Source organism: Streptomyces beigongshangae (assembly GCF_019710745.1).
Classification (GTDB): Bacteria; Actinomycetota; Actinomycetes; order Streptomycetales; family Streptomycetaceae; genus Streptomyces; species Streptomyces beigongshangae.
Genome location: NZ_JAHKJW010000016.1, coordinates 145,279 through 169,160 on the forward strand (window position 1 = coordinate 145,279; position 23,882 = coordinate 169,160).

The window sequence follows — 23,882 nt, forward strand, 5'->3', positions numbered from 1 at the left end:
AACAGCCGCAACGCGCCCGCAGCCGCCGCCGAAGCTCAGACAGCCCCCCGGAACCGCGTGGTCCGGTGCACGGGATCCGTGTCGATCTTCGGAACGACGTGCTCGCCGATCAGCCGGATCGTCCGGAGCGTCTCCTCCTTCGGCACCCCGACCGGCAGCCCGAAGGACAGCTGGTCGGCCCCGGCCTGCTCCCACCGCTTGCACTGCGTGAGCACCTCGTCCGGGTCCCCGCAGATCAGCAGCTCCTCGGCGATGAGGAGTTCGATCAGCTCCTCGGTGTACTCGGGCAGCGTCTCCGGCCACACGGGGAACCCCTCGGGCCGCGGGAACGTGTCGTGGTAGCGGAAGACGAGCGAGGGCAGGTAGTGCAGCCCGCCGCCGGCGGCGACCCGTACCGCCTCCTCGTGGGTGGGCGCGCAGATCGCCGTCGTCGTCACCATCACGTTGTCGTTGACGAAGTCCCCGACCGGCTCCGCCTCGACGACGGCCGTCTTGTACTGCTCCAGGACCCACTCCATGTCGGAGACCTTCTGCACGCTGAAGCCGAGCACCCCGAGCCCCTTGCGGGCGGCCATGGCGTACGAGGGCGGCGACCCGGCTGCGTACCACATGGCGGGATGCGACTTCCCGTACGGCTTCGGCAGGACCTTGCGGGGCGGGAGCTGCCAGTGCTTGCCGCGGAACCCGGGGTACTCCTCCTGGAGCCACATCTTCGGGAACTCGGCGATGGTCTCCTCCCAGATCTCCTTGGTGTGGTTCATGTCGGTGATGCCGGGCAGGAAGCCGAGGATCTCGTGCGAGCCGGCCCCGCGTCCGCTGCCGAACTCGAAGCGCCCCTCGGAGAGGTGGTCGAGCATGGCGACCTTCTCGGCGACCTTGACGGGGTGGTTGACCTGGGCGAGCGGGTTGAAGATGCCGGACCCCAGGTGGATCCGCTCGGTCGCGTGGGCGAGGTAGCCGAGGAAGACGTCGTTCGCGGAGAGGTGCGAGTACTCCTCCAGGAAGTGGTGCTCGGACGCCCAGGCGTACTTGAAGCCGGACCTGTCCGCCTGGATGACGTACTCGGTCTCCTCCATCAGCGCCTTGTGCTCGGCGAGCGGATCGGTCTCGGCCCGCTTGCCCACGTATCCCTGTACGAAGAGCCCGAATTCCACGGAGGTTCACCGTCCCCAGTTCCTCTGGTGCGCGCCCATACAAACTGACGATCCGTCAGGTTTGCCTGCCGCCGACTGTTGCACCGCCCCCGTGAGGCGTCAAGGGCCGCCGGGCCGCCGCGTCCGCCCGTCCCGCGCTCACTCCGTGCTCACCCCGCGCTCACGCCCGCCAGCCATCCCCCGTCGATCACGAAGGGCTGGCCGGTGATGTAGGAGGAGTCCTCGCAGGACAGGAAGAGGGCGAGCCGGGCGACCTCCTCGGCCCTGCCGATCCGGCCGAGCGGGACGAGCTTGCGGTAGAAGCGGGCGACGGCCTCCGCGCCCGCCCCGGGGTCCGACCCGAGGTCCGAATCGGGGTCCGCCCCGGGGTCCGTCGCCGGGTCGAGCAGGGCCGGATTGCTCATGGCGGTGTCGATCGCGCCGGGGCAGACCGCGTTGACGCGGATGCCCCGCGCCGCCAGTTCCAGCGCGGCCACCCGCGTCAGGCCGACGATCGCGTGCTTGGTCGCGCTGTACGCGCCGACGTACGCCATGCCGGTGAGACCGGTGTACGAGGCGGTGTTGACGACGGTCCCGCCGCCGGCCGCCCCGATCTCGGGGGCCAGGGCCCTGATGCCGAGGAAGACGCCGACCTGGTTGACGCGGACGATCCTCATGAACTCGTCGAGGGGGGTGTCCACGAGGGCGTTGAAGCGCAGGATGCCGGCGTTGTTGACGAGCCCGTCGACCTTCCCGTACGCGTCCTTCGCCACGGCCACCGCCGCGGCCCAGTCGTCCTCCCGGCCCACGTCGAGGTGGACGTACCGGGCCCGGGGGCCCAGCTCCTCGGCGAGGGTCTCGCCCTGCTCGTCGAGCACGTCGGCGAGCACCACCGCGGCCCCTTCCGCGACGAAGAGCCGCGCCTCCTGTTCTCCCTGTCCCCGGGCCGCCCCGGTGACCACCACGACCCGCCCGTCCAACTTGCCCATGCCCTCTCTCCCTCTCTCCCTCTCTCCCTCTCCCTCCCCTCGGTCGAGGGCGCCCGTACGACGGGAACGCGCCCGCTACCCGAGGAGCGGGGCGACCCCGACCCCGAACGCCGCCATCTGGTCCGTCAGTTCGCTGCGGCTGCGCGAGCGGAACCGCACCTGGATCTGGTGCACGCCCATCGCCCGGTAGGCCCGCAGGGACTCGGCGATCTCCTCCGGCGTGCCGGTGAGCGTGCGCCGCCCCACCCGCCAGGAGGCCCCTCCCACGTACAGCGGTTCGGTGATCGCGCCGACGGTGAACGGGCCGGCCGCCCCCGCCTCCTCGCGCAGCCTCAGCAGCCGGGCGATCTGTTCGGGCAGCCGTTCGCGCGGATCGCCCTGCGGCAGCCACCCGTCCCCCCTGACCGCGGCCCGCCGCACCGCGGCGGGCGAGGACCCGCCGACCCACACGGGCACCCGTTCCTGCGCGGGCCGGGGCCGCTGGCCGAGCCCCTCGAAGTCGTACAGCCTCCCGTGGTGGGCGGGGAACTCGTCGGGGCCCAGCGCCGCCCGCAGGGCGTCCAGGCACTCGTCCAGTACGGCCCCGCGCCGCTCGAAGTCCACCCCCAGCGCCTCGAACTCCTCCCGTACGTGCCCGGCGCCGACCCCGAGGACCAGCCGGCCCCCGCTGAGGTGGTCGAGGGTCGCGTACTGCTTGGCGGTGACGAGGGGGTGGCGCAGGCCGACGACCGCGACGTGGCTGAGCAGGCGTACCCGCCGGGTGACCCCGGCCAGGAAGGCGAGGGTGGCGACGGGGTCGTACCAGACGGTGCTCATCGCGGCGGCGAGCCGTCGCGGGACCCCGACGTGGTCGCAGCTCGCGAGGTACGCGAAGCCGGCGGTGTCGGCGGTCCGGGCGATCTCCACGAGGTCGTCCGGACCGGCGTCGGCCTCCCACGCCTCGGCGTAGAGGGTGCTCTGCGACTGGACCGGGAGCTGCATCCCGTACGCCAGCCGCCCGTCGGAGGGAACCGGTCGCCCGTCGGCGGGAATCCCCTTCACCCGCCTCACCCCTGCCGCGCCGCCGCCCACAGCCCCTCCTCCGTCAGCCCCAGCAGGTCGATGGCGTTGCGGCGGACGATGCGGTCCACGACGTCCGCGTCGAGGTGGCCCATCTGGGCCTCGCCGACCTGGCGCGACTCCGGCCAGGTGGAGTCGGAGTGGGGGTAGTCGGTCTCGTAGAGGACGTTGCCGACGCCGATCGCGTCCAGGTTCCGCAGCCCGAAGGCGTCGTCGAAGAAGCAGCCGTGGACGTGCCCGGCGAAGAGCTCGGAGGGCGGGCGGTGGACCTTGTCCGCGACGCCGCCCCAGGCGCGGTTCTCCTCCCACACGACGTCCGCGCGTTCGAGGATGTACGGGATCCAGCCGATCTGGCCCTCCGCGTACATGACCCGGAGGTTCGGGAAGCGTTCGAACTTGCCGCTCATCAGCCAGTCGACCATCGAGAAGCAGCAGTTGGCGAAGGTGATGGTGGAGCCGACGGCGGGCGGGGCGTCCGCCGAGGTGGAGGGCATCCGGCTGCTCGACCCGATGTGCATGGCGATCACCGTGCCGGTCTCGTCGCACGCGGCGAGGAACGGATCCCACTCGTCCGTGTGAACCGAGGGCAGTCCCAGGTGCGGGGGTATCTCGGAGAAGGCGACGGCGCGCACCCCCCGGGCGGCGTTGCGCCGCACCTCCTGCGCGGCCAGTTCCGCGTCCCAGAGCGGGATCAGCGTGAGCGGTATCAGCCGGCCCCGCGCCTCGGGTCCGCACCACTCCTCGACCATCCAGTCGTTGTAGGCGCGCACGCACAGGAGCCCCAGTTCATGGTCCTTCGCCTCGGTGAAGGTCTGGCCGCAGAAGCGGGGGAAGGTCGGGAAGCAGAGCGCGGACTGCACGTGGTTGACGTCCATGTCGGCGAGGCGTTGCGGGACGTCGTACGAGCCGGGGCGCATCCGCTCGTACGTGATGACCTCCAGCTTGATCTCGTCCCTGTCGTACCCGACGGCGGTGTCGAGCCGGGTGAGCGGGCGGTGCAGGTCCTCGTAGACCCACCAGTCGCCGATCGGGCCGTCGTCCCCGGGGTTTCCCATGACGGGCGCGAACTTCCCGCCGAGGAAGGTCATCTCCCGCAGCGGGGCGCGCACGACACGCGGTCCCCTGTCCTGGTACTTCGACGGGAGCCGGTCCCGCCAGACGCCGGGCGGCTCCACCGTGTGGTCGTCCACCGAGATGATCTTCGGGAAGGTCTCCATGTGCCGTACGGTAGCGCTGATCTGACGGTCCGTCAGCCAGCGGGCGCCGGTCTCCGGAATGCCGGGCGCCGCCGCGGGGTTGCGAGGACGGGGTGTCGACCCTGTGGAGGGGTTGCCCGAACTTGGCATGGCGGCCTGTGATGGGCGTCTCCCACGGCTGACGCATCCGCCATGAACAAGGCAAACTGGCCTGGTTGTCATGACGGTACGGCAGGGGGACAGCGATGGACGGTGTACCGGGAGTGCCGGAGCAGCGGAGTCCCGAGGGATCGGCGGCCCTGCGCTTCAGCGTGCTCGGCCCGGTGCGCGCCTGGCGCGGAGCGGAGGCGCTGCCCACGGGGTCCCCGCAGCAGCGCGCCCTGCTGGCCGCCCTGCTGCTGCGCGAGGGGCGCACGGCCACGGCGGGCGAGCTGATCGACGCCCTGTGGGGTGACGAGCCGCCCTCCCAGGCCCTGGCGGCGGTCCGTACGTACGCCTCGCGGCTGCGCAAGATCCTCTCCCCCGGCGTCCTGGTCAGCGAGTCGGGCGGGTACGCGATCCGGCTCTCCGACGCCTCCGGTCCGGGCGGCGCGGGCGGCACCCTGGACCTGGCGGTGGCCCAGGAGCTGGCGGCCGACGCGGAGAAGGCGAAGGCGGCGGGCGACCTGTGCCACGCGCGCGCCCTGCTGAACAAGGCGCTCAACCTGTGGGACGGGGAGGTGCTGGCGAGCGTCCCGGGTCCGTACGCGGAGACCCAGCGCGCCCGGCTGGACGAATGGCGCCTCCAGCTCACCGAGACCCGCCTGGACATGGACCTCGAACAGGGCTGCCACGCGGAGGCGGTCTCCGAACTCACCGCGCTCACCGCGGCCCACCCCCTGCGGGAGCGGCTGCGCGAGCTGCTGATGCTGGCGCTGTACCGCTCGGGCCGCCAGGCCGAGGCCCTGGCCGTGTACGCGGACACCCGGCGGCTGCTGGCCGACGAGCTGGGCGTGGACCCGCGCCCCGGCCTCCAGGAACTCCAGCAGCGCATCCTCCAGGCCGACCCCGGTCTCGCGGAACCCTCGGCCCCGCTGGTCCCGCCGGAGGTCGCCGCCACCCCGGTGCGGCCCGCCCAGCTGCCGGCGACGGTCCCGGACTTCACCGGCCGGGCGTCCTTCGTGTCCGAGCTGAGCGAGGTGCTCGCGACCTCCGAGGGCCGGGTGATGGCGGTGTCCGCGCTGGCCGGGATCGGCGGCGTGGGCAAGACGACGCTCGCCGTCCACGTCGCGCACCGGTCGCGGGGCGTCTTCCCGGACGGGCAGCTGTACGTCGACCTCCAGGGCGCGGGCGCGCGGGCCGCCGAGCCCGAGGCGGTCCTGGGCGCCTTCCTGCGCGCCCTGGGCACCGCGGACTCGGCCATCCCGGACACCCTGGAGGAGCGGGCGGCGCTGTACCGCTCGGTGCTGGACGGCCGCCGGGTGCTGGTGCTCCTCGACAACGCGCGGGACGCGGCCCAGGTGCGGCCGCTGCTGCCCGGCACCGAGGGGTGCGCCGCGCTGGTGACCTCGCGGGTGCGGATGGTCGACCTGGCCGGCGCGCACCTGGTCGACCTGGACGTGATGTCGCCGGAGGAGGCCCTCCAGCTCTTCACGAAGATCGTCGGCGAGGAGCGGGTGGCGTCGGAGCGGCAGTCGGCGCTGGACGTGGTGGCGGCCTGCGGCTTCCTGCCGCTGGCGATCAGGATCGCCGCGTCCCGGCTGGCGGCGCGGCGCACCTGGACGGTCTCGGTCCTGGCGGCGAAGCTCGCGGACGAGCGGCGCCGGCTGGACGAGCTCCAGGCCGGGGACCTCGCGGTGAAGGCCACGTTCGAGCTGGGCTACGGGCAGCTGGAGGCCGCCCAGGCGCGCGCCTTCCGGCTGCTGGGCCTCGCGGACGGCTCCGACATCTCGCTGGCGGCGGCCGCCGCGGTCCTCGACCTGTCCGTCGAGGAGACGGAGGACGTGCTGGAGTCGCTCGTCGACACCTCGCTGCTGGAGTCGGCGGCGCCCGGCCGCTACCGCTACCACGACCTGGTCCGGCTCTACGCGCGTGCGTGCGCCGAGCGGGACGAGCAGCCGCCGGGCGAGCGGGCCGCCGCGCTGTCGCGCCTGCTCGACTTCTACCTGGCCACGGCGGCCGGGGTCTACGCCATCGAGCGCCCCGGCGACCGGCTGGTGGACCACCTGGAGACGACGCAGTACCCGGGCCTGCGCTTCGCCGACGGCAGCGCGGCGCTCGACTGGCTGTACACGGAGGCGGCGCCGCTGCTGGCGTGCGTACGGCAGGCGGCGGGGACGGACCGGCTGCGGCGGGCGGTGGACCTGCTGTGGGCGGCCAAGGACCTCACCGAGTCGGGGGCCAACTCGCACCAGTACGAGACGACGGCGCGGGCGATGTGCGACGCCACCCGGGTCTCGGGGGACGGCAGGGCGGAGGGCAGGGCCCGGACGGTCCTCACCGACGTCCTCCTCGTCTCCGGCCGCATCGAGCAGGCGGAGGAGGAGGCGCAGCTCGCCATGGGACTTGCGGGCTCCGCACAGGACGCCACCGCGATCAGCTGGGTGGCGAACAACCGGGGACTCATCTGCCTGCACCAGGGCCGCCCCGCGGACGGCAAGGGCTTCTTCGACCAGGCCATAGAGCTTCTGCGAGCGGCGGGCAACCGGCCGTTCGAAGCAACGAGCCTGTGCAACCTCTCCCGCGCCCACCTGGGCATGGGCAACGTCACCAAGGCCGTGGAGATCGCACAGCGCGGCGTGGCGATCCACGCCGAGTTCGGGCGGACGGTACGCCTCGCCAACAGCCACTACGCCGTGGGCATCGCCCTGCACATGGCCGGCCGGCACCCCGAGGCGCTGGGACACTTCTCCGAAGCCCTGGGCATCCTCGGCGACCACCGGCAGCGGCTCTGGGAAGGGACCACGCACTTCCGCATCGCCGAGGTGCACCTGGCCGCCCGTCGTCCCGCGCAGGCCGCCCAGCATGCCGAACAGGCGCTCGCGCTCAGGTGCATCGGCGGCGACCGTATGCGGGGCAACGTCCTGACACTCCTGGGGCGGGCCCTGTCGGTCCTGGGGCAGGTGGACCGGGCGACGGCCTGCTGGCGCGAGGCCCTCAACCTCTACGAACAGAGCAATGCCGTGGAGGCCGAGGAAGTACGGGCCCTGCTCTCACCGGCCACGGCGGCCTGATCGGCGGGACTCCCAGCAGGGCGGATGCAGACGTTCAGCATTCGTTTATCTCCGCCCGTCACTCTCTAACTGTCACACCGTCGCGTCGGGGGGCAGACGGTCTGACCAGGAGCCCGACCATTAGTCTGCGGCTCCGAACGCCCGTCCGGCGGCCCTCGGGGGAGCCTCCGGACGGGCGTTCTTCAGTCGTCATCACATTCAGAGGGAGTGAACCCCATGAGCGACAAGAAGAACACGAACGCGACTCTGCCGGACGACTCGGTCAAGGACGAGACCTTCACCACGCTGGACAACCCGATGCCGACGCCGTCGGCCGGACCCGACGCCGTGGCGATGGACAACCCCATGCCCGTCCCGCCGGCCGGACCCGACGCCGTGGCGATGGACAACCCCATGCCGACGCCGTCGAAGGAGCCGGACGCCGTCACGCTGGACAACCCGATGCCGAGCGGGCCCGCCAAGGGTGGCGTCACGACGCTGGACAACCCGATGCCGGCGCCCCCGGCGTTCGGCCTGGACAACAAGTAAAGACCTTTCTCCCGACGGGGGATTCGGCCGCGGTGGCGCGGAGGGGGAGCCACCGCGGCCGAGGTCTGTCTGCGGAAGGGGTTCAGGTCAATCGACGGCGCAAATTGTTCGATTCTTTCGAACGCGCGTCTTCTCTTCCTACTGTCACTTGCGTCCGGAACTCCCCTCCCACCAGGAGCAGAGATGAGCCGTATCAAGAAAGTTCTCGCCACGACCGCCCTGATGCTCGGCATAGCGGCCGCGGCTGCGAGCCCGGCACCGGCCGACAACAGCATGCCCGTCGCACCGCCGGACAACAGCATGCCCGTCGCACCGCCGGACGCCGTCACTCCCTGACGCAGCACTGGCCGAGCAGGGTCGAGCCGATCCGGTTCGGCCCTTCGTCATGCCCGGCGCGGTGGCCGTGACCCTGGCAGTGTCCGGGACCGGGGCCGTGGCCGTGACCGTGGCCGCATCGGCCGACCGGGCGCCCTCACGTGCAGAGTTCGTCGTCGATCAAGGCGTTCGCCGTCTCCTGCGTCGACCAGTCCGCCGAGCCGTCGCCCGTGGCCTGCAGGACCACCGCGCGGCGGCCGTCCCCGCTGACGCCGTTGCGGGTCGTGTAGCCGGGCAGGTCGCCGCCGTGGCCGTAGTACGTCCCGCCGCAGGACAGCGGGACCTCCATCAGGCCGAGGCCGTACCGTGCGCCGGGCCAGCCGCGGTCCAGTTCCGGGGCCCGTACGGCCGTCCTCATCAGCGCCAGTTCCGCCGGGCGCAGCAGTCGGCCGCCGAGGAGCGCCCGGTAGAAGCGGGACAGGTCGGCCGTCGTGCTGATCATGGCGCCCGCCGCACCGCCCGCGGTGGGATTGAGGTCGGTGACGTCGATCGGCGCCCGGTCCTCCCCGAAGCTGGAGTAGCCGCGCAGATGGCGTCCGGAGATCCGCGGGTACGTCGTCGGGGCGGTGGTGTCGCGCAGGCCCAGCGGGCGGATGACACGCGCGGTGACCTCCCGCTCCCAGCTGTGCCCGGTGGCCTTCTGGATGATCATTCCGGCGAGGATGTAGTTGGTGTTGGAGTAGCCCCACCCCTCGCCGGGCGCGAAGTTCGGCACGTGCTCCGTCGCGACGGCGACCAGCTGCTCCGGGGTCCAGGTGGTGTAACGGTCGGCCCGGTAGCCGTCCGTACTCGTGAACACGGGCAGGTCCGCCGCGTAGTCGAACAGTCCGCTGGTGTGCTGGAGCAGCTGCCGCACAGTGATCGCGCCACCGTCGTTGCCGTTGCCGGACACGGCTCCGGGCAGCCAGTGCTCCACGGTGTCGTCCAGCGACACGCGTCCCTCGCCGACGAGTTGCAGCATCACCGTGGCGACGAACGTCTTGGTGGTGCTGGCGATCCGGAACCGGTCACCGGGGCGCGCGGGGTCGCCCGTGGCCCGGTCGGCCAGCCCGGCGGTGGCGTGCCGGGAGCCCCGCGGGCCGGCCGACAGCGCCACGACGCCGACGGGTCCGGTCCTGAAGACCGCGTCCACGTGCGCCTGCAGCGTCCTGCCGCCGTGCGTCGGAGCGGGGGAACGTCCCTGCGGTGTGCCGTGCGGCGGGGCGTACGTCCCGTGGTGCGCCGGCGCGGCCGCGGATCCGGCCGGGGATCCGACTGCGAACCCCGTCGCGGACCCGGCTGCGGACCCGGTCGCGCCCGCCGCGGGCAGGGTCAGGGCGATTCCGGCCAGGGCGGTCGCCAGCGCCGTGACTGCCACACGGGCGGTGAGTCCGGTCTTCATCGGTCGCGCTCCTCGCGTATCGGTCGGGCCGCCGTCGCGGTGTGACCACCACGCTGGGAATTCCGGCCGGACACGACGATCAAGCAGGCCGGCCGGCTGCCGGGGGTGCCTTCGCCCCGGCACGGACGGTGCCTGCTGTACCGCCCGGCGCCCGGTCCCGGCCGGCGCCTGACCCCGGCCTGTGCCCGACCCCGGCCGGCGCGGGTGCGGGCACGGGGCAATATATGCGTACTGATGCCCCGTCAGGTGCGACGACGCGCGTCGTCGAGGTAGCGCAGCACCGCCGCGACCCGCCGGTCCACCTGATCGGCGGGTGACAGGTCGAGCTTGGCGAAGATGCTGCGGATGTGCTTGTGGACGGCGCCCTCCGTGACGACGAGCCGCTCGGCGATGGCCCCGTTGCCGAGCCCTTCCGCCATCAGCCCGAGCACATCGCGCTCGCGCGGGCTGAGCCGCTCCAGACGGGTGTCCTGGCGGCTGCGGGTGAAGAGCTGCGCGACGACCTCCGGATCGATGGCCGTCCCCCCGGACGCCACCCGGCCCAGCGCGTCCAGGAACTCCTCCACCCGCCCGACCCGCTCCTTGAGCAGATAGCCGAGCCCGGTGACCCCGCCGACGAGCAGCTCCGTGGCGAAGGACTGCTCGACGTACGCCGAGAGGACGAGGACCGCCAGGTCGGGCCGTCGGCGCCGGGCCTCGACGGCCGCGACGATCCCCTCGTCGGTGTGCGTCGGCGGCATCCGTACGTCGAGGATGGCGACGTCCGGCTCGTGGATGTCGATGGCGTCGAGGACGCCGTCGGCGGTGTCCGCCGTGGCCACCACGTCCAGGCCCTCGGCGCGCAGCAGCAGCGCGAGCCCCTCCCGCAGCAGCGCGTCGTCCTCGGCGATCACAATCCGCATGGCAGTTCCACCTTCAGGGTCGTCGGGCCGCCGGGCGGGCTGGCCAGTTCGAGGGTGCCGTCGTGGGCCGCGATCCGGTCGCGGATGCCGGTGAGCCCGGAGCCGCCCTCCGCGTCGGCGCCGCCGCGGCCGTCGTNTGCCGGTGAGCCCGGAGCCGCCCTCCGCGTCGGCGCCGCCGCGGCCGTCGTCGGTGATGCCCAGGTGCAGCCGGCCGCCGCGGCTGCGGACCGTGACGGACGCCCGCCGCGCCCCGCTGTGCTTGGCGATGTTCGTCAGCGCCTCGGCCACCACGAAGTACGCGGTCGCCTCCACGGACGCGGCGCACCGCTCGGGCGCCTCGACGTCGATGCGGCAGGGCACCGGGCAGCTCGCGGCGAGTCCGGTGAGCGCACCGGCGAGCCCCCGGTCGGCCAGTACGGGCGGCAGGATGCCCCGGGCCACCGAGCGCAGCTCGGACAGCGCCTGCTCGGCGGCGCCCTGGGCCCGCTCCAGGAGTTCCTCGGCGCCCGCCGGGTCGCGGGCGACCATGCGGCGCGCGGCGCCGAGCAGTACGGTGACGGTGACGATCCGGTTCTGGGTGCCGTCGTGCAGCGACCGCTCGATGCGGCGCAGTTCGACGGCGTGGGCGTCCAGGGCGGCGGCCCGGGTCGCGGTGAGCTCCGCGACGCGCAGGGACAGGTCCGTGTCGGGCCCGGCCGCGAGGAGGGTGCGTCCCGGCCGCGCCTGGAGCCGTGCCATACCGGGGGCGAGGCCGAGGATGATGGCGGTCCAGCCGAGCCCCAGCAGGAAGGCGGCCGGCGCGTCGGCCCAGGTCTCCGCGACGCCGATGCCCAGGGACGTACTGGTCGCGCCCTCCGGCAGCAGCCTCCAGTACAGCGGGAACGCGGTGTCGCGCACGGCCAGCACCGGGAGCAGCGCGCCGCCGAGGCCCAGGAGCAGGCCCAGTGAGGCGTGGCGGACCAGCCAGCGCAGCTCCCGCCGCGTGGTCGGGTCGACGAGGGCGAGCCGCAGCCGGGTCGGCGCCGGGTCCGGGCCGACGACCTCGGGGCCCCGCCTGCCGAGCCGGTGGCGTTCGCGGCCGGCGAGCGCGTGCAGGGCGCGCAGGACGGCCGGGGCCAGCAGCAGTCCGACGCCCGCCAGGGACGTCACGGCGGTCACGGCCGTCCAGACCAGGACGAACAGCGCCAGCAGCGCGGTACCGAGTCCGCCGACGAGTTCCCCCAGCGCGGCGAGGGCCGCACCGCCCGCGCGGGACACCGCGGCCCGCACACCGGGCCGGTCCGCACCGGCCGTGCGTTCGGCCCCGCCGCTTTGGGCCGTGCCGCCCTGGGCCTCACCGCCCTCGGCCGGCTCGTCGTGCCGGGTGGAGGTCGGCATCGGCGGACTCCCCTCTCGCTCCCCGGCAGCCCGGTCCGGGCGGCCGCTCCGCTGTAGAGGAGGAGCGTAGAGGTACAGCCTGCTGTACCCCCATCCGGGCTGCTGGCGGGCTCGGCCGCCCGGGGCCCGGATCCGTAGTTTCGACGGTGACGGCGCGGCCCGACCGGGGCCGGCGCGACGACCCGGAGAGGGACAGCGATGACGACCACGGACCCCTACCGCTTCGACGGCGGAACAGGAAACCTCGACGGCGGCACACGGAGCACGGGCCAGAGGAACCAGGGCGCCCTGGGCGCCACCGGGGACGGCGTCACCCGGTCCGACGTCGTGCGTACGGCCCTGTGGCTGGTGCTGGTCATCAGCACGGTCGGCAACATGGCGGCCTCGCTCGGCGGCGCCGCCACCCAGATCCACCTGGTCTGCGGCGCGGTCACCGCGCTCTGCGCGACGGTGCTCGTCACCCGCCACCTGCGGGGCCGTCGGTGAACGGCTTCCCCACGGGAGCCGGCCACCCGGCGGTGCAGTCCTCCTCCACTTCCACTTCCACCTCTGCCCCCGCCCCCGCCCCCGCCCCGGCCATCGCGCTCTCGAACGTCAGCAAGACGTATGCGGGAGGCGTCCGCGCCCTCGACGACGTGTCGCTGACCGTGGACCACGGCACCTTCCTCGCCGTGATGGGGCCCTCGGGGTCCGGCAAGAGCACGCTGATGCACTGCGCCGCCGGTCTGGACTCCCCCACCTCGGGGAGCATCCGCATCGGCGGCCGCGAGATCAGCGGGCTGAACGAGACCCGCCGCACCGAACTGCGCCGCGAGCACATCGGATTCGTGTTCCAGGCATACAACCTGGTCCCCGCCCTCAGCGTCGCCGACAACATCACCCTGCCGCTGCGGCTGGCGGGGCGGGCCCCCGACCACGCGTGGCTGCGGACGCTGGTCGAGCGGGTCGGCCTCGCCGACCGGCTGTCGCACCGGCCCGCCGAGCTCTCCGGCGGCCAGCAGCAGCGGGCCGCGATCGTACGGGCGCTGGTGGCCAAGCCCGCCGTCGTGTTCGCGGACGAGCCGACCGGCGCCCTGGACCTGCGCAGTGCCCACGAGGTGCTGGGCCTGCTGCGCGAACTCGTGGACGAACTGCGCCAGACGGTGGTGATGGTCACCCACGATCCGGGGGCCGCCGCCCAGGCGCACCACGCGCTGGTGATGGCCGACGGCCGGGTGGTCGACACCCTGGCCCGGCCCACCGCCCTCGAACTGGCCGACCGCCTCGTCAAGCTGGGAGAGGTCTAGAACCATGCTGCATCTCGCGGTCCGCATGGCCGGGCACCGGATCACCGCCCTGCTGGCGGTGGCGTGCGCGGTGTTCGGCGGCGCGGCGCTGATCACCGGGACCGGGGTGCTGGCCGAGTCCGGCATCCGCTCCCAGCTGCCGGCCGGCCGGCTCGCCGGCGCGGACGTCGTAGTCTCCGCCGACCAGAACCTGCGTCCGGGCGGTGACCTGCCGATCGCGCTCCCGGAGCGCGCCACGGTCGCGGCCGGGCTGGTCGACCGGCTGGGCCGGCTGCCCGGTGTCACCGCCGCAGTCGGCGACGTCGGCTTCCCGGCCGCCGTGATCGACGCCGGCGGCCGGGTCGTACCGTCCGGGGACCCGAAGGCGGCCGGGCACGGCTGGTCCTCGACGAAGCTGTTCGAGGACCCCGGGATCGACGGCTCCGCGCCCACCGGCACCGGCGAGGTGGCCCTCGACAGCGCGACGGCGGGGGCCGCGGGTGTCGGGGTGGGCGACCGGGTGGACGTCGTCGCGGCAGGCCGGGCCGCCGCCGCGTACCGCGTGACGGCGGTGGTGGACGCCCCGGACGCCGGGATCCTCTTCGCCGACCCGACGGCCCTGCGGCTCGCCGGACGCGTCGACGCCGGGCGCACCGACGGCGGGCGTGCCGACGCCGGACGCGTCGACGGCGGGCGTGCCGGGACCGTGGACCTGATCGGCCTGCGCACCGAACCCGGAGCCGAGGCCCCGGTGGCGGCCGCGGCCCGCAGGACGATCGAGAAGGCCGGCCGGGAGGAGGACAAGGGCGCCGGCCGGGAAGGCGGCAGGACCGTCGACCGGGAAGGCGGCGAGGGCACCGGTCTGATCGTCTCCACCGGCTCCGCGCGCGGGGACATCGCCTCCCCCGGCGCGGGCGCGGCCCGTTCCCTGCTGGTCCTGCTCGCCGGTTCGCTCTCCGGCGTCATCCTGCTGATCGTCGGGTTCGTGATGGCGAGCGCGCTCGCGGTGTCCATCGGCGGCCAGCGCCGCGACCTCGCCCTGATGCGGGCCGTCGGCGCGACACCCCGGCAGATCAGACGGCTCGCGGCCGCGCAGGCCTCGCTGATCGCGGCCGTGGCGGCCGTACCCGGCGTCGCGCTCGGCTACCTGCTGGCCGGGCGGTTCCGGGAGATGCTGGTCGACCGCGGGGTGACCCCGGACGGCCTGCCGCTCACGTACGGCCCGCTCCCCGCGCTCGCCACCGTCCTGCTCCTCGGCATCGGCGTCCAGGTGTCGGCCCGCGCCGCCGCGTGGCGCACCTCGCGCATGCCGGCCACCGAGGCGGTCGCCGAGTCGCGCAGCGAACCCCGTACCCCGTCGAGGACGCGGACCCGTGCCGGGCTGCTGCTGATCACCGGTGCCACGACGCTCTCGGCGGTGCCGCTGCTGAGCCGGACGGTCCTCGGCGCGACGGCCACCTCCATCGCCGGCATCCTCGGGGCGATCGGCCTGGCCCTGGCCGGACCGGCCCTGGTCCGGGGCATCGGTGACACGGCGGCCCGGCGGCTGCGCCCCGGCGTCACGGCGCCGACCTGGCTGGCGGTCGCCAACGTCCGCGGCTACGCCCTGCGGCTCTCGGGGGTCGTCAGCGCCCTCGCCATGGCGGTCGTGTTCGTCCTCACCTACACCCTGGCCCAGACGACCGTCATGAGCGCCACCGCGCGGGACACCGACACCGGCACCCTGGCCCAGCAGCGCCTGGGCGCACCAGGGCTCGGCGGGGTGCCCACCGGCACCCTGGACGCCGTCCGCCGGACCGACGGCGTGCGGGCGGCCGCCCCGGTCGGCGACACCACGGTCGTGTGGAGCTACGAGATGTTCGGCGACCCGCAGGTCGAGGCCAGTTCGGCGATGATCCTGACACCGGCCGCGCCCGGGGTCCTGGACCTCGGCGTACGGGACGGCAGCCTGGACCGGCTCACCGGTGACACGGTCGCCGTCAGCGCCGACGTCGCCCGCTCCCGCGACGCGGGCGTCGGCCGGCGGATCACCCTGGTCCTCGGCGACGGCAGCCGGGTCAGCCCGGAGGTGGTCGCCGTGTACGACCGCGGCCTCGGCTTCGGCCCGGTCGCCCTCTCCCACGACCTCGCCGCGGGACACACCACCGCCGGTCTCGACCAGGGCGTCCTCGTCCGCACCGACGGCACCGACGCCGCACGGCACGCTCTCGCCGCCCTCGCCGCGGACCGCCCCGGCCTGGTCCTGGAGCCCACCGGCACCGGCACCGGTTCCGGCTCCGGCTCCGGCGAAGGGCTGGACGACGCCCCGCCGGAGGTCTGGATCAACCTGGCGACCATCGTCGTACTCCTCGGCTACCTGCTCCTCAGCATCGCCAACAAGCTCGTCGCGACGACGGCCCAGCGGCGGGGCGAGATCGCCACGCTCCGCCTGAACGGCACCACACCGCGCCAGATCCTCGCGATGATGCGCCGCGAGGCCGCGGTGATCGGAGTCGCCGCGCTCGCCACCGGGGTGCTGCTGTCCGTGATCCCCCTCGCGCTGCTCGGCATCGGCTTCCTGGACCGGCCCTGGCCCGCGGGCCCGGTGTGGCTGCTGCCCGCCGTCGCGCTGACCGTGCTCTGCACGGCCTTCGTCACGGTCGAGCTCCCCACCCGGCAGGCCCTGCGCACGGCCCCCGCCGACGCGCTGTCCGCCCGCGAGTAGGACAGGCCCGCTCGCCGGGGAGCCCACCCGCCGGAGGTACGCACCTCCGGCGGGCGGCCCGTCAGCGTCCGCGCAGCTCCCCCTTGACGACCTTCCCGCTCGCGTTCCTCGGCAGTGCGCCGAGGAACTCCACCGTCCGGGGCACCTTGTAGTTCGCCATCTTGCGGCGGGCCCAGGCGATCAGGTCGTCGCCGGTGAGCGTCGCGTCCGGCCGCCGTACGACGTACGCCTTGCCGACCTCGCCGAGCCGTGTGTCCGGGACGCCGACCACCGCCACGTCCGCGACGCCGGGGTGCAGGCCGAGGAGCTGTTCTATCTCCGCCGGGTAGGCGTTGAAGCCGCCGACGATGAACATGTCCTTGATGCGGTCGGTGATCCGCAGGTTGCCCGCGTCGTCCAGGACGCCGATGTCGCCGGTGCGCAGCCAGCCGTCCGCGGTCATGGCCGCCGCGGTGGCGCGGGCGTCCTCGTAGTAGCCGCGCATGACGGTGAAGCCGCGGACCAGGACCTCGCCCCGGACGCCCGGGGCGACCGTCCGGCCCCGGGCGTCCACCACCTTCACCTCGGTGCCGGGAACGGCCCGGCCGGACGTGGCGGCGACGACGCCGGGTTCGTCCCCGCGGCGGCACATCGTGACGATCCCGCTCGCCTCGGAGAGGCCGTAGGCGGTGAGGACCGTGTCCACGCCCAGTTCCGTCCGCAGCCGCTCCACCAGGCGCAGCGGCACGACCGCCGCGCCGGTCACGACGAGGCGCAGGGAGGAGAGGTCGTACGCGTCGCGGCCGGGGTGGTCCAGGAGGGACTGGTGGAGCGTGGGTGGGCCGGGGAGCACCGAGATGCGCTCCGCGGCCACGTTCGCGAGGACGGTGTCCACGGTGAAGACCGGCTGCGGAACCATCGTCGCGCCCCGCATGAGGCAGGCGAGGACGCCGGCCTTGTAGCCGAAGGTGTGGAAGAAGGGGTTCACGATCAGATAGCGGTCGCCGCGGCGCAGGCCCGCCAGTTCGCACCACACGTCGTACGCCCGCAGGGTCTGGGCGTGGGTGATCACGGCGCCCTTGGGGCGGCCCGTGGTGCCCGAGGTGAAGACGATGTCCGAGGGGGCGGACGGGTCCTGTGCCGCGGCCCGTCCCCGCACCCGCGCCGCCTCGACCGCGTTCCCGCTCGCCAGGAAGTCCTTCCAGGTGCGGAAGTCGGCCGGGGCGTCGTCCGACAGGACGACCACCTGCTCCAGCCACGGCAGCCCGGGGAGGGGACCGGGGGCTGCGCCGCCCCCTTTCCCGGAGCCTCCGGACTCCCCGAAGTCCCCGAAGTCCCCGGAGTCCCCGGAGTCCCCGGAGTCCCCGGAGTCCCCGGAACGGGCTCCTCCCCCGGAGCAGGCCCGCCGCAGTGACGCCACGTACGACGTCCCGAGGAACGTGCCGGTCACGAACAGCAGCTTCGCCCGGCTCCGGGAGAGGACGTACACGGCCTCCGTCCCCTTGAAGCGGGTGTTCAGCGGGACGAGGACCGCGCCCGCCGACACCGCGCCCAGCGAGGACACGATCCAGTCCAGGGTGTTGGGCGCCCAGACCGCCACCCGGTCGCCGGGTTCCACGCCGTTGGCGACGCAGGCCGCCGCCGCGCGTTCCACCCGGGCGCCCAGTTCCGCGTACGTGACACGGGTACGGCCCTCGACGACCGCCTCCACGTCGGCGTACCGCCCGGCCGCCGCCCGTACGAGTCCCGGGATCGTGCCCCACTCCAAGTCACCGCGCACAGCGGGCCTCCCACCGTCGCCCGGCCGGCCTCTCACCGGCCGGCCGATCGCTAGCTGACTGTCCGTCAGATTAGCTGTAGCCTGACGCCCTGTCAGCATCGGTATCGGTGGACCGGCGTGGAGGTGTGCTCATGGCAGGCACCCGGACAGCGGGACTCAAGGACGCCACCGCGATCGTCGGGATCGGGCAGACCGCCTTCGCCAAGCGGCTCCCGGAGAGCGAGAAGGCGCTGGCGTGCCGGGCGGTCCTGGCCGCGCTCGACGACGCGGGGATCTCTCCGGCCGAGGTCGACGCGCTCGCCTCCTACACCATGGAGGAGACCGACGAGGTGGAGCTCGCCAAGGCCGTCGGATTCGGCGACCTGAGCTTCTTCTCCAAGGTCGGCTTCGGGGGCGGCGGTTCCTGCGCCACCGTCGCGCACCTGGCGGCGGCCGTCGCCACCGGCCAGGCGACGGTCGGGGTCGCCTGGCGGTCCCGGAAGCGGGGCAGCGGACCGAGGCCGTGGCGGAACACCGCGGTCCAGCTGCCCACCCCGGCCCAGTGGACGCGCCCCTTCGGTCTCCTGCGCCCCGTCGACGAGATAGCCATGCTCACCCGCCGCTACCTGTACGAGTACGGGGCGACCCGCGACCACCTCTTCAACGTCGCCCTCGCCTGCCGCAACCGGGCCAACCAGAACCCGGCGGCGATCATGTACGAGAGACCGCTGACCCGGGAGATGTACATGACCTCGCGCTGGATCAGCGAGCCGCTCTGCCTCTTCGACAACTGCCTGGAGACGGACGGGGCGCTGGCCTGCGTCGTCGTCTCCGCCGAACGGGCCCGCGACTGCCGGCGCCGGCCCGTGTACGTGCACTCCGCCGCCCAGGGCCTGCCCGCCCAGCACCACGGGATGGTCAACTACTGGAACGACGACCCGCTGACCGGCCCCGCCTGGACGGCGGCCCGCCACCTCTGGAAGCACGCCGACCTCACCCCGGAGGACGTCGACGTGGCCCAGATCTACGACGCGTTCACGTCCCTCGTCCCGCTCTCCCTGGAGGGCTACGGCTTCTGCGGCCGGGGCGAGGGCGGCGCGTTCACCGAGGGGGGCGCCCTGGAGATCGGCGGGCGGCTGCCGCTGAACACGGGCGGCGGCGGCCTCTCGGAGGCGTACGTCCACGGCTTCAACCTCGTCACCGAGGGCGTGAGGCAGCTCCGGGGGACCAGCACCGCGCAGGTGCCGGACGCCGCGACCTGCCTGGTCACGGCGGGTGAGGGGGTCCCGACGTCGGCCCTGCTCCTGCGGAACTGACGTCTGCCGGACCATGCTCGCCGAGCCGAGGAGGAACTCCCATGCTCACACCCGTCGTGGACGACGACGGCACCCCCTTCTGGGAGTACGCCGCCCGGGGCGAACTGCGCGTCCAGGCATGCGCGGAGCCCGGCTGCGGCGAACTCCGCTTCCCGCCCCGCCCCTGCTGCCCGCACTGTCACTCCTTCGCCGCGGAGTGGCGCAGGATGAGCGGCAGAGGGCGTATCTGGTCGTACGTGATCCCGCATCCGCCGCTGCTGCCCGACTACGCGGCGCAGGCCCCGTACAACGTGATCGTCGTCGAGCTGGCGGAGGCGCCGCGCATCCGGCTCGTGGGGAACCTGGTCGCCGGGCCGGACGCGCGGCTCGACTCCGTCGCGCGGGAGCGGATCAGGATCGGGGCGCGGGTGCAGGTGGTGTTCCCGAGGGAGCCGAAGGAACTGGAAGAGGGGGCCGTCCGGCCGCCCCGCTGGACGCTGGAGCGGTCATGACCCTGCGGATCGCCGCCGACGAGGACACCGGGGTCGCCGTCGTCACCCTCGACCGCCCGGCCCGGCTCAACGCGCTCGACCTGGCCACGGTCGCCGAACTGAGGTCGGCCTGGGACGGGTTCCGGTACGACGACTCCGTACGGGCGGTCGTCCTCACCGGTGCGGGCGGGCGGGCCTTCTCCACGGGCCTGGACCGCGGCGCCGAGGTGCCGCAGCCCGGGTCGCCGTACATGGTGGAGGACCCGCTCGCGGCGGTCGGGCCGAAGGCGGCGGGCCTGTGGAAGCCGGTGGTCGCCGCGGTGAACGGCATGGCGTGCGGCGGGGCGTTCTACCTGCTCGGCGAGGCGGAGTTCGTGATCGCCGACGAGACGGCCACGTTCTTCGACCCGCACACGACGTACGGCATGGTCAGCGCGTACGAGTCGGTCTACCTGGCCCAGCGCACGCCCTTCGGGGAGGTGGCGCGCATGGCGCTGATGGGCACGGCCGAACGCGTCTCGGCGCGGCGGGCGTACGAGGTGGGGCTGGTGTCGGAGGTGACGGCGCCGGGCGGGGCGCTGCCGGCCGCCGTGCGCTGCGCGACCGTCATCGCGTCGTACCCGCCGGAGGCGGTGCGGGGCACGGTCCGGGCCCTGTGGTCCGCCCAGGAGGCCACCCGCACGGCGGCCCTGTCCCAGGCCCCCCACCTGGTCTCACTCGGAAACCTGCCGCCCGCGGCGCAGGCGGAGCTGTTCGACACCCGCCGCGCGGACTTCCGGACCCGCTGAGCCGATCGGCACGGTCCGGCTTCGGTCACCGTCCGGCGCTCCGGGGCACCGTCCAGCGGCTTCACCGCCCGGCGGTGAAGCCGCTGGACGGCCTCTACCGGCGCGCCCCCGGAAAGCCCGCGAACGCCCGCCTGCCGTGCACGAGCAACTCGCGCACCGCCGGGTTGTCCGCGTTCCTCCAGACCAGGGCCAGCAGCGCCGGTGTCACGGCATCGACGACGGTGCGGGCGGTGAGGCGGTCGCGGTGGTCGGCGGCCATCGAGTCGCTGAGGACGGCGACACCGAGTCCGCGGGCGGCGAGGCCCGCGATGGCGTCCGCGGCGCCGGCCTGCAGCGCGATCACGGGCTGGAGGCCCTGCGCGGCGCAGGCCCGGTCGAACACCGCGCGCAGCCCCGTGCCGGGCGGCATGCACACGATCGGGTGGGCCATCAGGTCGCGCAGGGTGACCTCCGGCTGTTCCGCCAGGGGATGTCCGGCCGGGACCGCCGCGACGAGCCGTTCGCTGACGAGGGTCAGCGCGTCCAGCCCCTCGGGGGCGGCCGCGGCCCCGACGAGTGCCACGTCGACGGCGCCGGCACGCACCCCTTCGACGAGCCGGTCGGAGCGGTCCTCCAGCAGGGAGATCTCCACACCGGGATGCGCCTCGTGGAACGCGGCGAGGGCGTCGAACAGCGGGGTGAGGGTGCAGCCGACGACCATCCCGACGGTGAGCCGGCCCCGGACCAGGCCGGTCACCTCGTCCACGGCCCGGCCGACCGCCCCGGCTGCCGCGAGTGCGGTGCGGGCGTGTCCGAGCGCCGCCTTCCCCGCGACGGTGAGAGTGGCGGAGCGGGCGGACCGGTCGAACAGCTCGGCACCGAGTTCCCGTTCGAGCCGGCGGATCTGGGCGCTGACGCCGGACTGGCTGATGTGCACCCGCTCGGCCGCACGCGTGAAGCTCCGCTCCTCGGCGACCGCGACGAAGTACTCCAGCTGCCTCAGTTCCATAACCGCTGATTCTAGTTCGCAGAAAAACCATCTGTTGGACTTCTGACCGGCGGACGACCACGCTGGGAAGCACCGGAACCCGACGCCAGGAGGAACCCGTGCCGGAGTACGAGAAGGCCATGCGGCCCGAGGACATCACCCGTCTGTTCGTCGAACGGTCCAACGCCGGTGACGCGGCCGGGGTCGCCGCGCTCTACGAGGAGGACGCGGTGCTGGCCTACCCGCCCGGCGAACGGACGGTGGGGCGGAGCGCGATCCACGCACTGTGGCAGAAGGTGCTGTCCAACGGCCCCCGCTTCGAGCCGGAACAGCCGCTGCCGACGCTGGTCAGCGGTGACATCGCCCTCACCTCGACCCCGCCGGGAGACGGGACCGGCGCGCGGGCACAGGTCGTCAGGCGCCAGCCCGACGGAAGCTGGCTGCGCCTGCTCGACCAGCCCGAGTTCGCCCCGCCCGCCCGCTGAAACCGGCGACTTGGCCCCCTCACGGGCCCGGCCCCGAACTGCTCGGCGCGCCCTACATGGGCCGGTCACGATCCCGCACGGCGCTGAGGCCGCCGCCATCGTTGAAGGTGCTGGTGGGCATGGGCACCGGCCTCGGAGCACGGACCGGGTACCCAGCGTCGACGATCGCGGCGTACGAGCAGGGGCGCCGGGTACCGCCGCCCCGGTTCATCGACGTGGTGGACGGACTGCTGGACGCGGGTGGTGTCCTGCAGGAGATGAAGGAGGAGGTTGCCAGGGCGCAGTACCCGGCTTTCTTCCACGATGCGGCGAGACTGGAGGTGGAGGCGGTCGAGCTGCACGCCTACGACACCCATGTGGTGAAAGGGTTGTTGCAGGCCGAGGAGTACGCGCGGACGGTGACGTGGACGAAGAGCAGCCACAGCAGCGGCGAGGGCGGTGACTGCGTGGAAATCGCTGTGTGCTCCTGCACCGTCCGTGTACGGGACTTCAAGAACTCCGCCCGCCCCGGACTGGCCGTCACCCAGGATGCCTGGGCGGCCTTCGTCGGGTACGCCGCGGAGCGGACCGGCTGAGCCGATCCGGCCCCACCGGTCTCAGGGGAGGCAACCGTTCAGGAACGGGCCGTCCCCGTTCCCTTCTCCGCGTCCAGCGCGTACACGCAGCGGTCCTTGCTGCACGCGTACACCACCCCGTCCTTGACGACGGGCGACCCGGTGATCTCCCCGCCCGTGGCCAGCTTCCAGCGCAGACGGCCGTCGTCCGCCTTCAGCGTGTACAGCAGGTGGTCCGTCGAGCCGAAGTGGATCCGGCCCTCCGCCACCGCCGGCGCGCCCACCACGTCGCCGCCCGCCTGGAAGCGCCATTTGGGTGTACCGGTGACCGCGTCCAGGGTGTAGAGCCCCTTGCCGCTGCCCACGTGGACGTGCCCGGCCGAGACGAGGACGGGGTCGACGGAGGAACGGGCCTCGGTCGCGATGCGCCAGCGGTCGCGGCCGTCCGTGGCGTCGAGGGCGTACACCGTGCCGAGGTAGTCGGCGAGGTACACCCCGCCGCCCGTGACGGCGGGGCCCGGTACGAAGGCCGGCGGGCTGAGGAAGACGGCCGGTGCCTCGAAGTGCCAGCGCACGTGCCCGCCGGCGATGTCCACGGCGAGGACCCGCGTGCCCGCCGACACGTACACGTACCCGTCGTCGGCGTGCGTGATCCGGACCGGCACCCCGCCGCAGGAGGCCGCGTCGCCGATGGGGTACGACCAGCGCTCCTCGCCCGTACGGGCCTCCAGCGCACGCAGCCGGGCGTCCTTCCAGACGTACACCGTGCCGTCGTGGATCGCCGGACCGGCCTCGGGCGACTCGAAGTCGGTCTGGGCGCCGGTGATCTCCCAGAGCTTCTGCCCGTTGGCGGCCTCCCACGCCTGTACGCCGCCGCCCCGGGTGCCGGTGACGACGGTGCCGCGGTCGGCCTTGAGCGAGTACACCCAGGCGTCGGTCGGCAGCCGCCACAGGTCGGTGCCCTCGCGGGCGTCCAGCGCGAAGAGGGTCGGTCCGTCGGAGGCGTGCACGCGGCCGTCGGCGACCGCCATCGACCAGGCGACGTCCCGCGTCTTGAAGCGGCGCCGGCCGGTGGCCACGTCGAGCGCGTGCACCTCGAAGGAGGTGACGTAGACCAGGTCACCGGCGACGGCGGGGGTGCCCCACACGTCGTTCGACATGCGGAAGCGCCACGGCCGCCAGGACGCGCCACCGTCCGCCGCGGAGGGCTGCGCGGGTACGGCACCCGGGCCGGGGACGGCACCGGGAACGAGTCCGGAACCGGGGACAGGGCCTGAACCGGGGACGGGTCCGGCCGCCATCGCACCGCCGTTCACGCCGGGGCGCGGCCGGGACCAGGAGGCCACGAGCCCGGCCTCGGGCGGAGGCGCCTTCACGGCGGCCGCGCGGGCGTCGGCGACGCGCGGCCCCGGCCCGATCGGCACCCGGGCGCCGGCGAGGCGC

19 protein-coding genes and 2 pseudogenes are annotated in these 23,882 nt (G+C 73.9%); 11 read left to right on the forward strand and 10 right to left on the reverse strand.

What is annotated here, in order from left to right:
• Window positions 1-35 precede the first annotated feature (35 nt).
• The 4 genes from KM933_RS15135 to KM933_RS15150 form a co-directional block, all read right to left on the reverse strand.
• On the reverse strand, window positions 36-1,154 hold the full coding sequence (locus tag KM933_RS15135; RefSeq protein ID WP_308013402.1) for an LLM class flavin-dependent oxidoreductase: 1,119 nt from the start codon (window positions 1,152-1,154) through the stop codon (window positions 36-38).
• Window positions 1,155-1,303: 149 nt separating this feature from the next.
• Window positions 1,304-2,122, reverse strand: a complete 819-nt coding sequence (locus KM933_RS15140; protein ID WP_221352329.1) for an SDR family NAD(P)-dependent oxidoreductase — start codon at window positions 2,120-2,122, stop codon at window positions 1,304-1,306.
• Window positions 2,123-2,197: 75 nt separating this feature from the next.
• A complete protein-coding gene (locus KM933_RS15145; protein ID WP_221352383.1) occupies window positions 2,198-3,103 on the reverse strand; it encodes an LLM class F420-dependent oxidoreductase in 906 nt (301 codons plus the stop codon).
• A gap of 65 nt (window positions 3,104-3,168) precedes the next feature.
• Window positions 3,169-4,398 carry an amidohydrolase family protein gene (locus KM933_RS15150; protein ID WP_221352330.1) on the reverse strand — a complete coding sequence of 410 codons (1,230 nt, stop codon included), beginning with the start codon at window positions 4,396-4,398 and terminating at the stop codon, window positions 3,169-3,171.
• Window positions 4,399-4,622: 224 nt separating this feature from the next.
• Between KM933_RS15150 and afsR the strand changes: the two genes are divergently transcribed.
• The 3 genes from afsR (at window position 4,623) to KM933_RS15165 (ending at window position 8,453) form a co-directional block, all read left to right on the forward strand.
• A complete protein-coding gene (afsR, locus tag KM933_RS15155; RefSeq protein WP_221352332.1) occupies window positions 4,623-7,589 on the forward strand; it encodes an SARP-family global regulator AfsR in 2,967 nt (988 codons plus the stop codon).
• Between the two features lie 216 nt (window positions 7,590-7,805).
• Window positions 7,806-8,117 carry a hypothetical protein gene (locus tag KM933_RS39320; protein WP_260333564.1) on the forward strand — a complete coding sequence of 104 codons (312 nt, stop codon included), beginning with the start codon at window positions 7,806-7,808 and terminating at the stop codon, window positions 8,115-8,117.
• Window positions 8,118-8,300: 183 nt separating this feature from the next.
• The gene (locus KM933_RS15165; RefSeq protein WP_221352335.1) at window positions 8,301-8,453 is read left to right on the forward strand and encodes a hypothetical protein; all 153 of its coding nucleotides are present in this window, start codon (window positions 8,301-8,303) and stop codon (window positions 8,451-8,453) included.
• 136 nt (window positions 8,454-8,589) lie between these two features.
• Here KM933_RS15165 and KM933_RS15170 read toward each other — a convergent pair whose 3' ends face one another.
• The 3 genes and pseudogenes from KM933_RS15170 to KM933_RS15180 all read right to left on the reverse strand — a co-directional run bounded on the left by KM933_RS15170 (window position 8,590) and on the right by KM933_RS15180 (window position 12,152).
• On the reverse strand, window positions 8,590-9,873 hold the full coding sequence (locus KM933_RS15170; RefSeq protein ID WP_221352337.1) for a serine hydrolase domain-containing protein: 1,284 nt from the start codon (window positions 9,871-9,873) through the stop codon (window positions 8,590-8,592).
• A 242-nt stretch (window positions 9,874-10,115) separates the two neighbouring features.
• On the reverse strand, window positions 10,116-10,775 hold the full coding sequence (locus KM933_RS15175) for a response regulator (RefSeq protein ID WP_221352338.1): 660 nt from the start codon (window positions 10,773-10,775) through the stop codon (window positions 10,116-10,118).
• Window positions 10,763-12,152: pseudogene (locus KM933_RS15180) on the reverse strand (sensor histidine kinase). The gene KM933_RS15175 and the pseudogene KM933_RS15180 overlap by 13 nt, the downstream one beginning before the upstream one ends.
• A gap of 198 nt (window positions 12,153-12,350) precedes the next feature.
• On the opposite strand from KM933_RS15180, the gene KM933_RS15185 reads away from it, so the two are divergent.
• Genes KM933_RS15185 through KM933_RS15195 form a run of 3 tightly spaced genes read left to right on the forward strand, consistent with a single transcriptional unit; the run spans window position 12,351 to window position 16,121 of the window.
• Window positions 12,351-12,638, forward strand: a complete 288-nt coding sequence (locus KM933_RS15185) for a hypothetical protein (protein WP_260333565.1) — start codon at window positions 12,351-12,353, stop codon at window positions 12,636-12,638.
• 32 nt (window positions 12,639-12,670) lie between these two features.
• Window positions 12,671-13,438, forward strand: coding sequence for an ABC transporter ATP-binding protein (locus tag KM933_RS15190; protein ID WP_221352389.1), 768 nt, complete (start codon window positions 12,671-12,673; stop codon window positions 13,436-13,438).
• 4 nt (window positions 13,439-13,442) lie between these two features.
• Complete coding sequence (locus KM933_RS15195; protein ID WP_221352340.1) at window positions 13,443-16,121, forward strand: ABC transporter permease; 2,679 nt, start codon at window positions 13,443-13,445, stop codon at window positions 16,119-16,121.
• A 61-nt stretch (window positions 16,122-16,182) separates the two neighbouring features.
• Here the strand turns inward: KM933_RS15195 and KM933_RS15200 are convergent, their stop codons facing one another.
• Window positions 16,183-17,880, reverse strand: a complete 1,698-nt coding sequence (locus tag KM933_RS15200; protein WP_221352342.1) for a fatty acid--CoA ligase family protein — start codon at window positions 17,878-17,880, stop codon at window positions 16,183-16,185.
• A gap of 131 nt (window positions 17,881-18,011) precedes the next feature.
• Between KM933_RS15200 and KM933_RS15205 the strand changes: the two genes are divergently transcribed.
• From KM933_RS15205 to KM933_RS15215, 3 genes are read left to right on the forward strand one after another with little or no spacing between them, the layout of a single operon-like run.
• Entirely contained in the window at window positions 18,012-19,175 is a 1,164-nt protein-coding gene (locus tag KM933_RS15205; protein ID WP_221352344.1) for a lipid-transfer protein, read from the forward strand.
• A gap of 41 nt (window positions 19,176-19,216) precedes the next feature.
• On the forward strand, window positions 19,217-19,666 hold the full coding sequence (locus KM933_RS15210; protein WP_221352346.1) for a Zn-ribbon domain-containing OB-fold protein: 450 nt from the start codon (window positions 19,217-19,219) through the stop codon (window positions 19,664-19,666).
• The gene (locus KM933_RS15215; protein ID WP_221352348.1) at window positions 19,663-20,433 is read left to right on the forward strand and encodes an enoyl-CoA hydratase/isomerase family protein; all 771 of its coding nucleotides are present in this window, start codon (window positions 19,663-19,665) and stop codon (window positions 20,431-20,433) included. Before KM933_RS15210 ends, KM933_RS15215 begins: the two co-directional genes overlap by 4 nt.
• 94 nt (window positions 20,434-20,527) lie before the next feature.
• On the opposite strand, the gene KM933_RS15220 is transcribed toward KM933_RS15215, so the two are convergent.
• Entirely contained in the window at window positions 20,528-21,421 is an 894-nt protein-coding gene (locus KM933_RS15220) for a LysR family transcriptional regulator (RefSeq protein WP_221352350.1), read from the reverse strand.
• Window positions 21,422-21,519: 98 nt separating this feature from the next.
• On the opposite strand from KM933_RS15220, the gene KM933_RS15225 reads away from it, so the two are divergent.
• Window positions 21,520-21,885, forward strand: a complete 366-nt coding sequence (locus KM933_RS15225; protein ID WP_221352351.1) for a YybH family protein — start codon at window positions 21,520-21,522, stop codon at window positions 21,883-21,885.
• A 134-nt stretch (window positions 21,886-22,019) separates the two neighbouring features.
• Window positions 22,020-22,460 (forward strand): annotated as a pseudogene (locus tag KM933_RS40485) (Scr1 family TA system antitoxin-like transcriptional regulator); the annotation flags it as partial.
• Between the two features lie 38 nt (window positions 22,461-22,498).
• Here the strand turns inward: KM933_RS40485 and KM933_RS15235 are convergent.
• Window positions 22,499-23,882: outer membrane protein assembly factor BamB family protein (locus tag KM933_RS15235; protein ID WP_221352356.1), on the reverse strand; the 1,384-nt coding region annotated here is incomplete at its 5' end.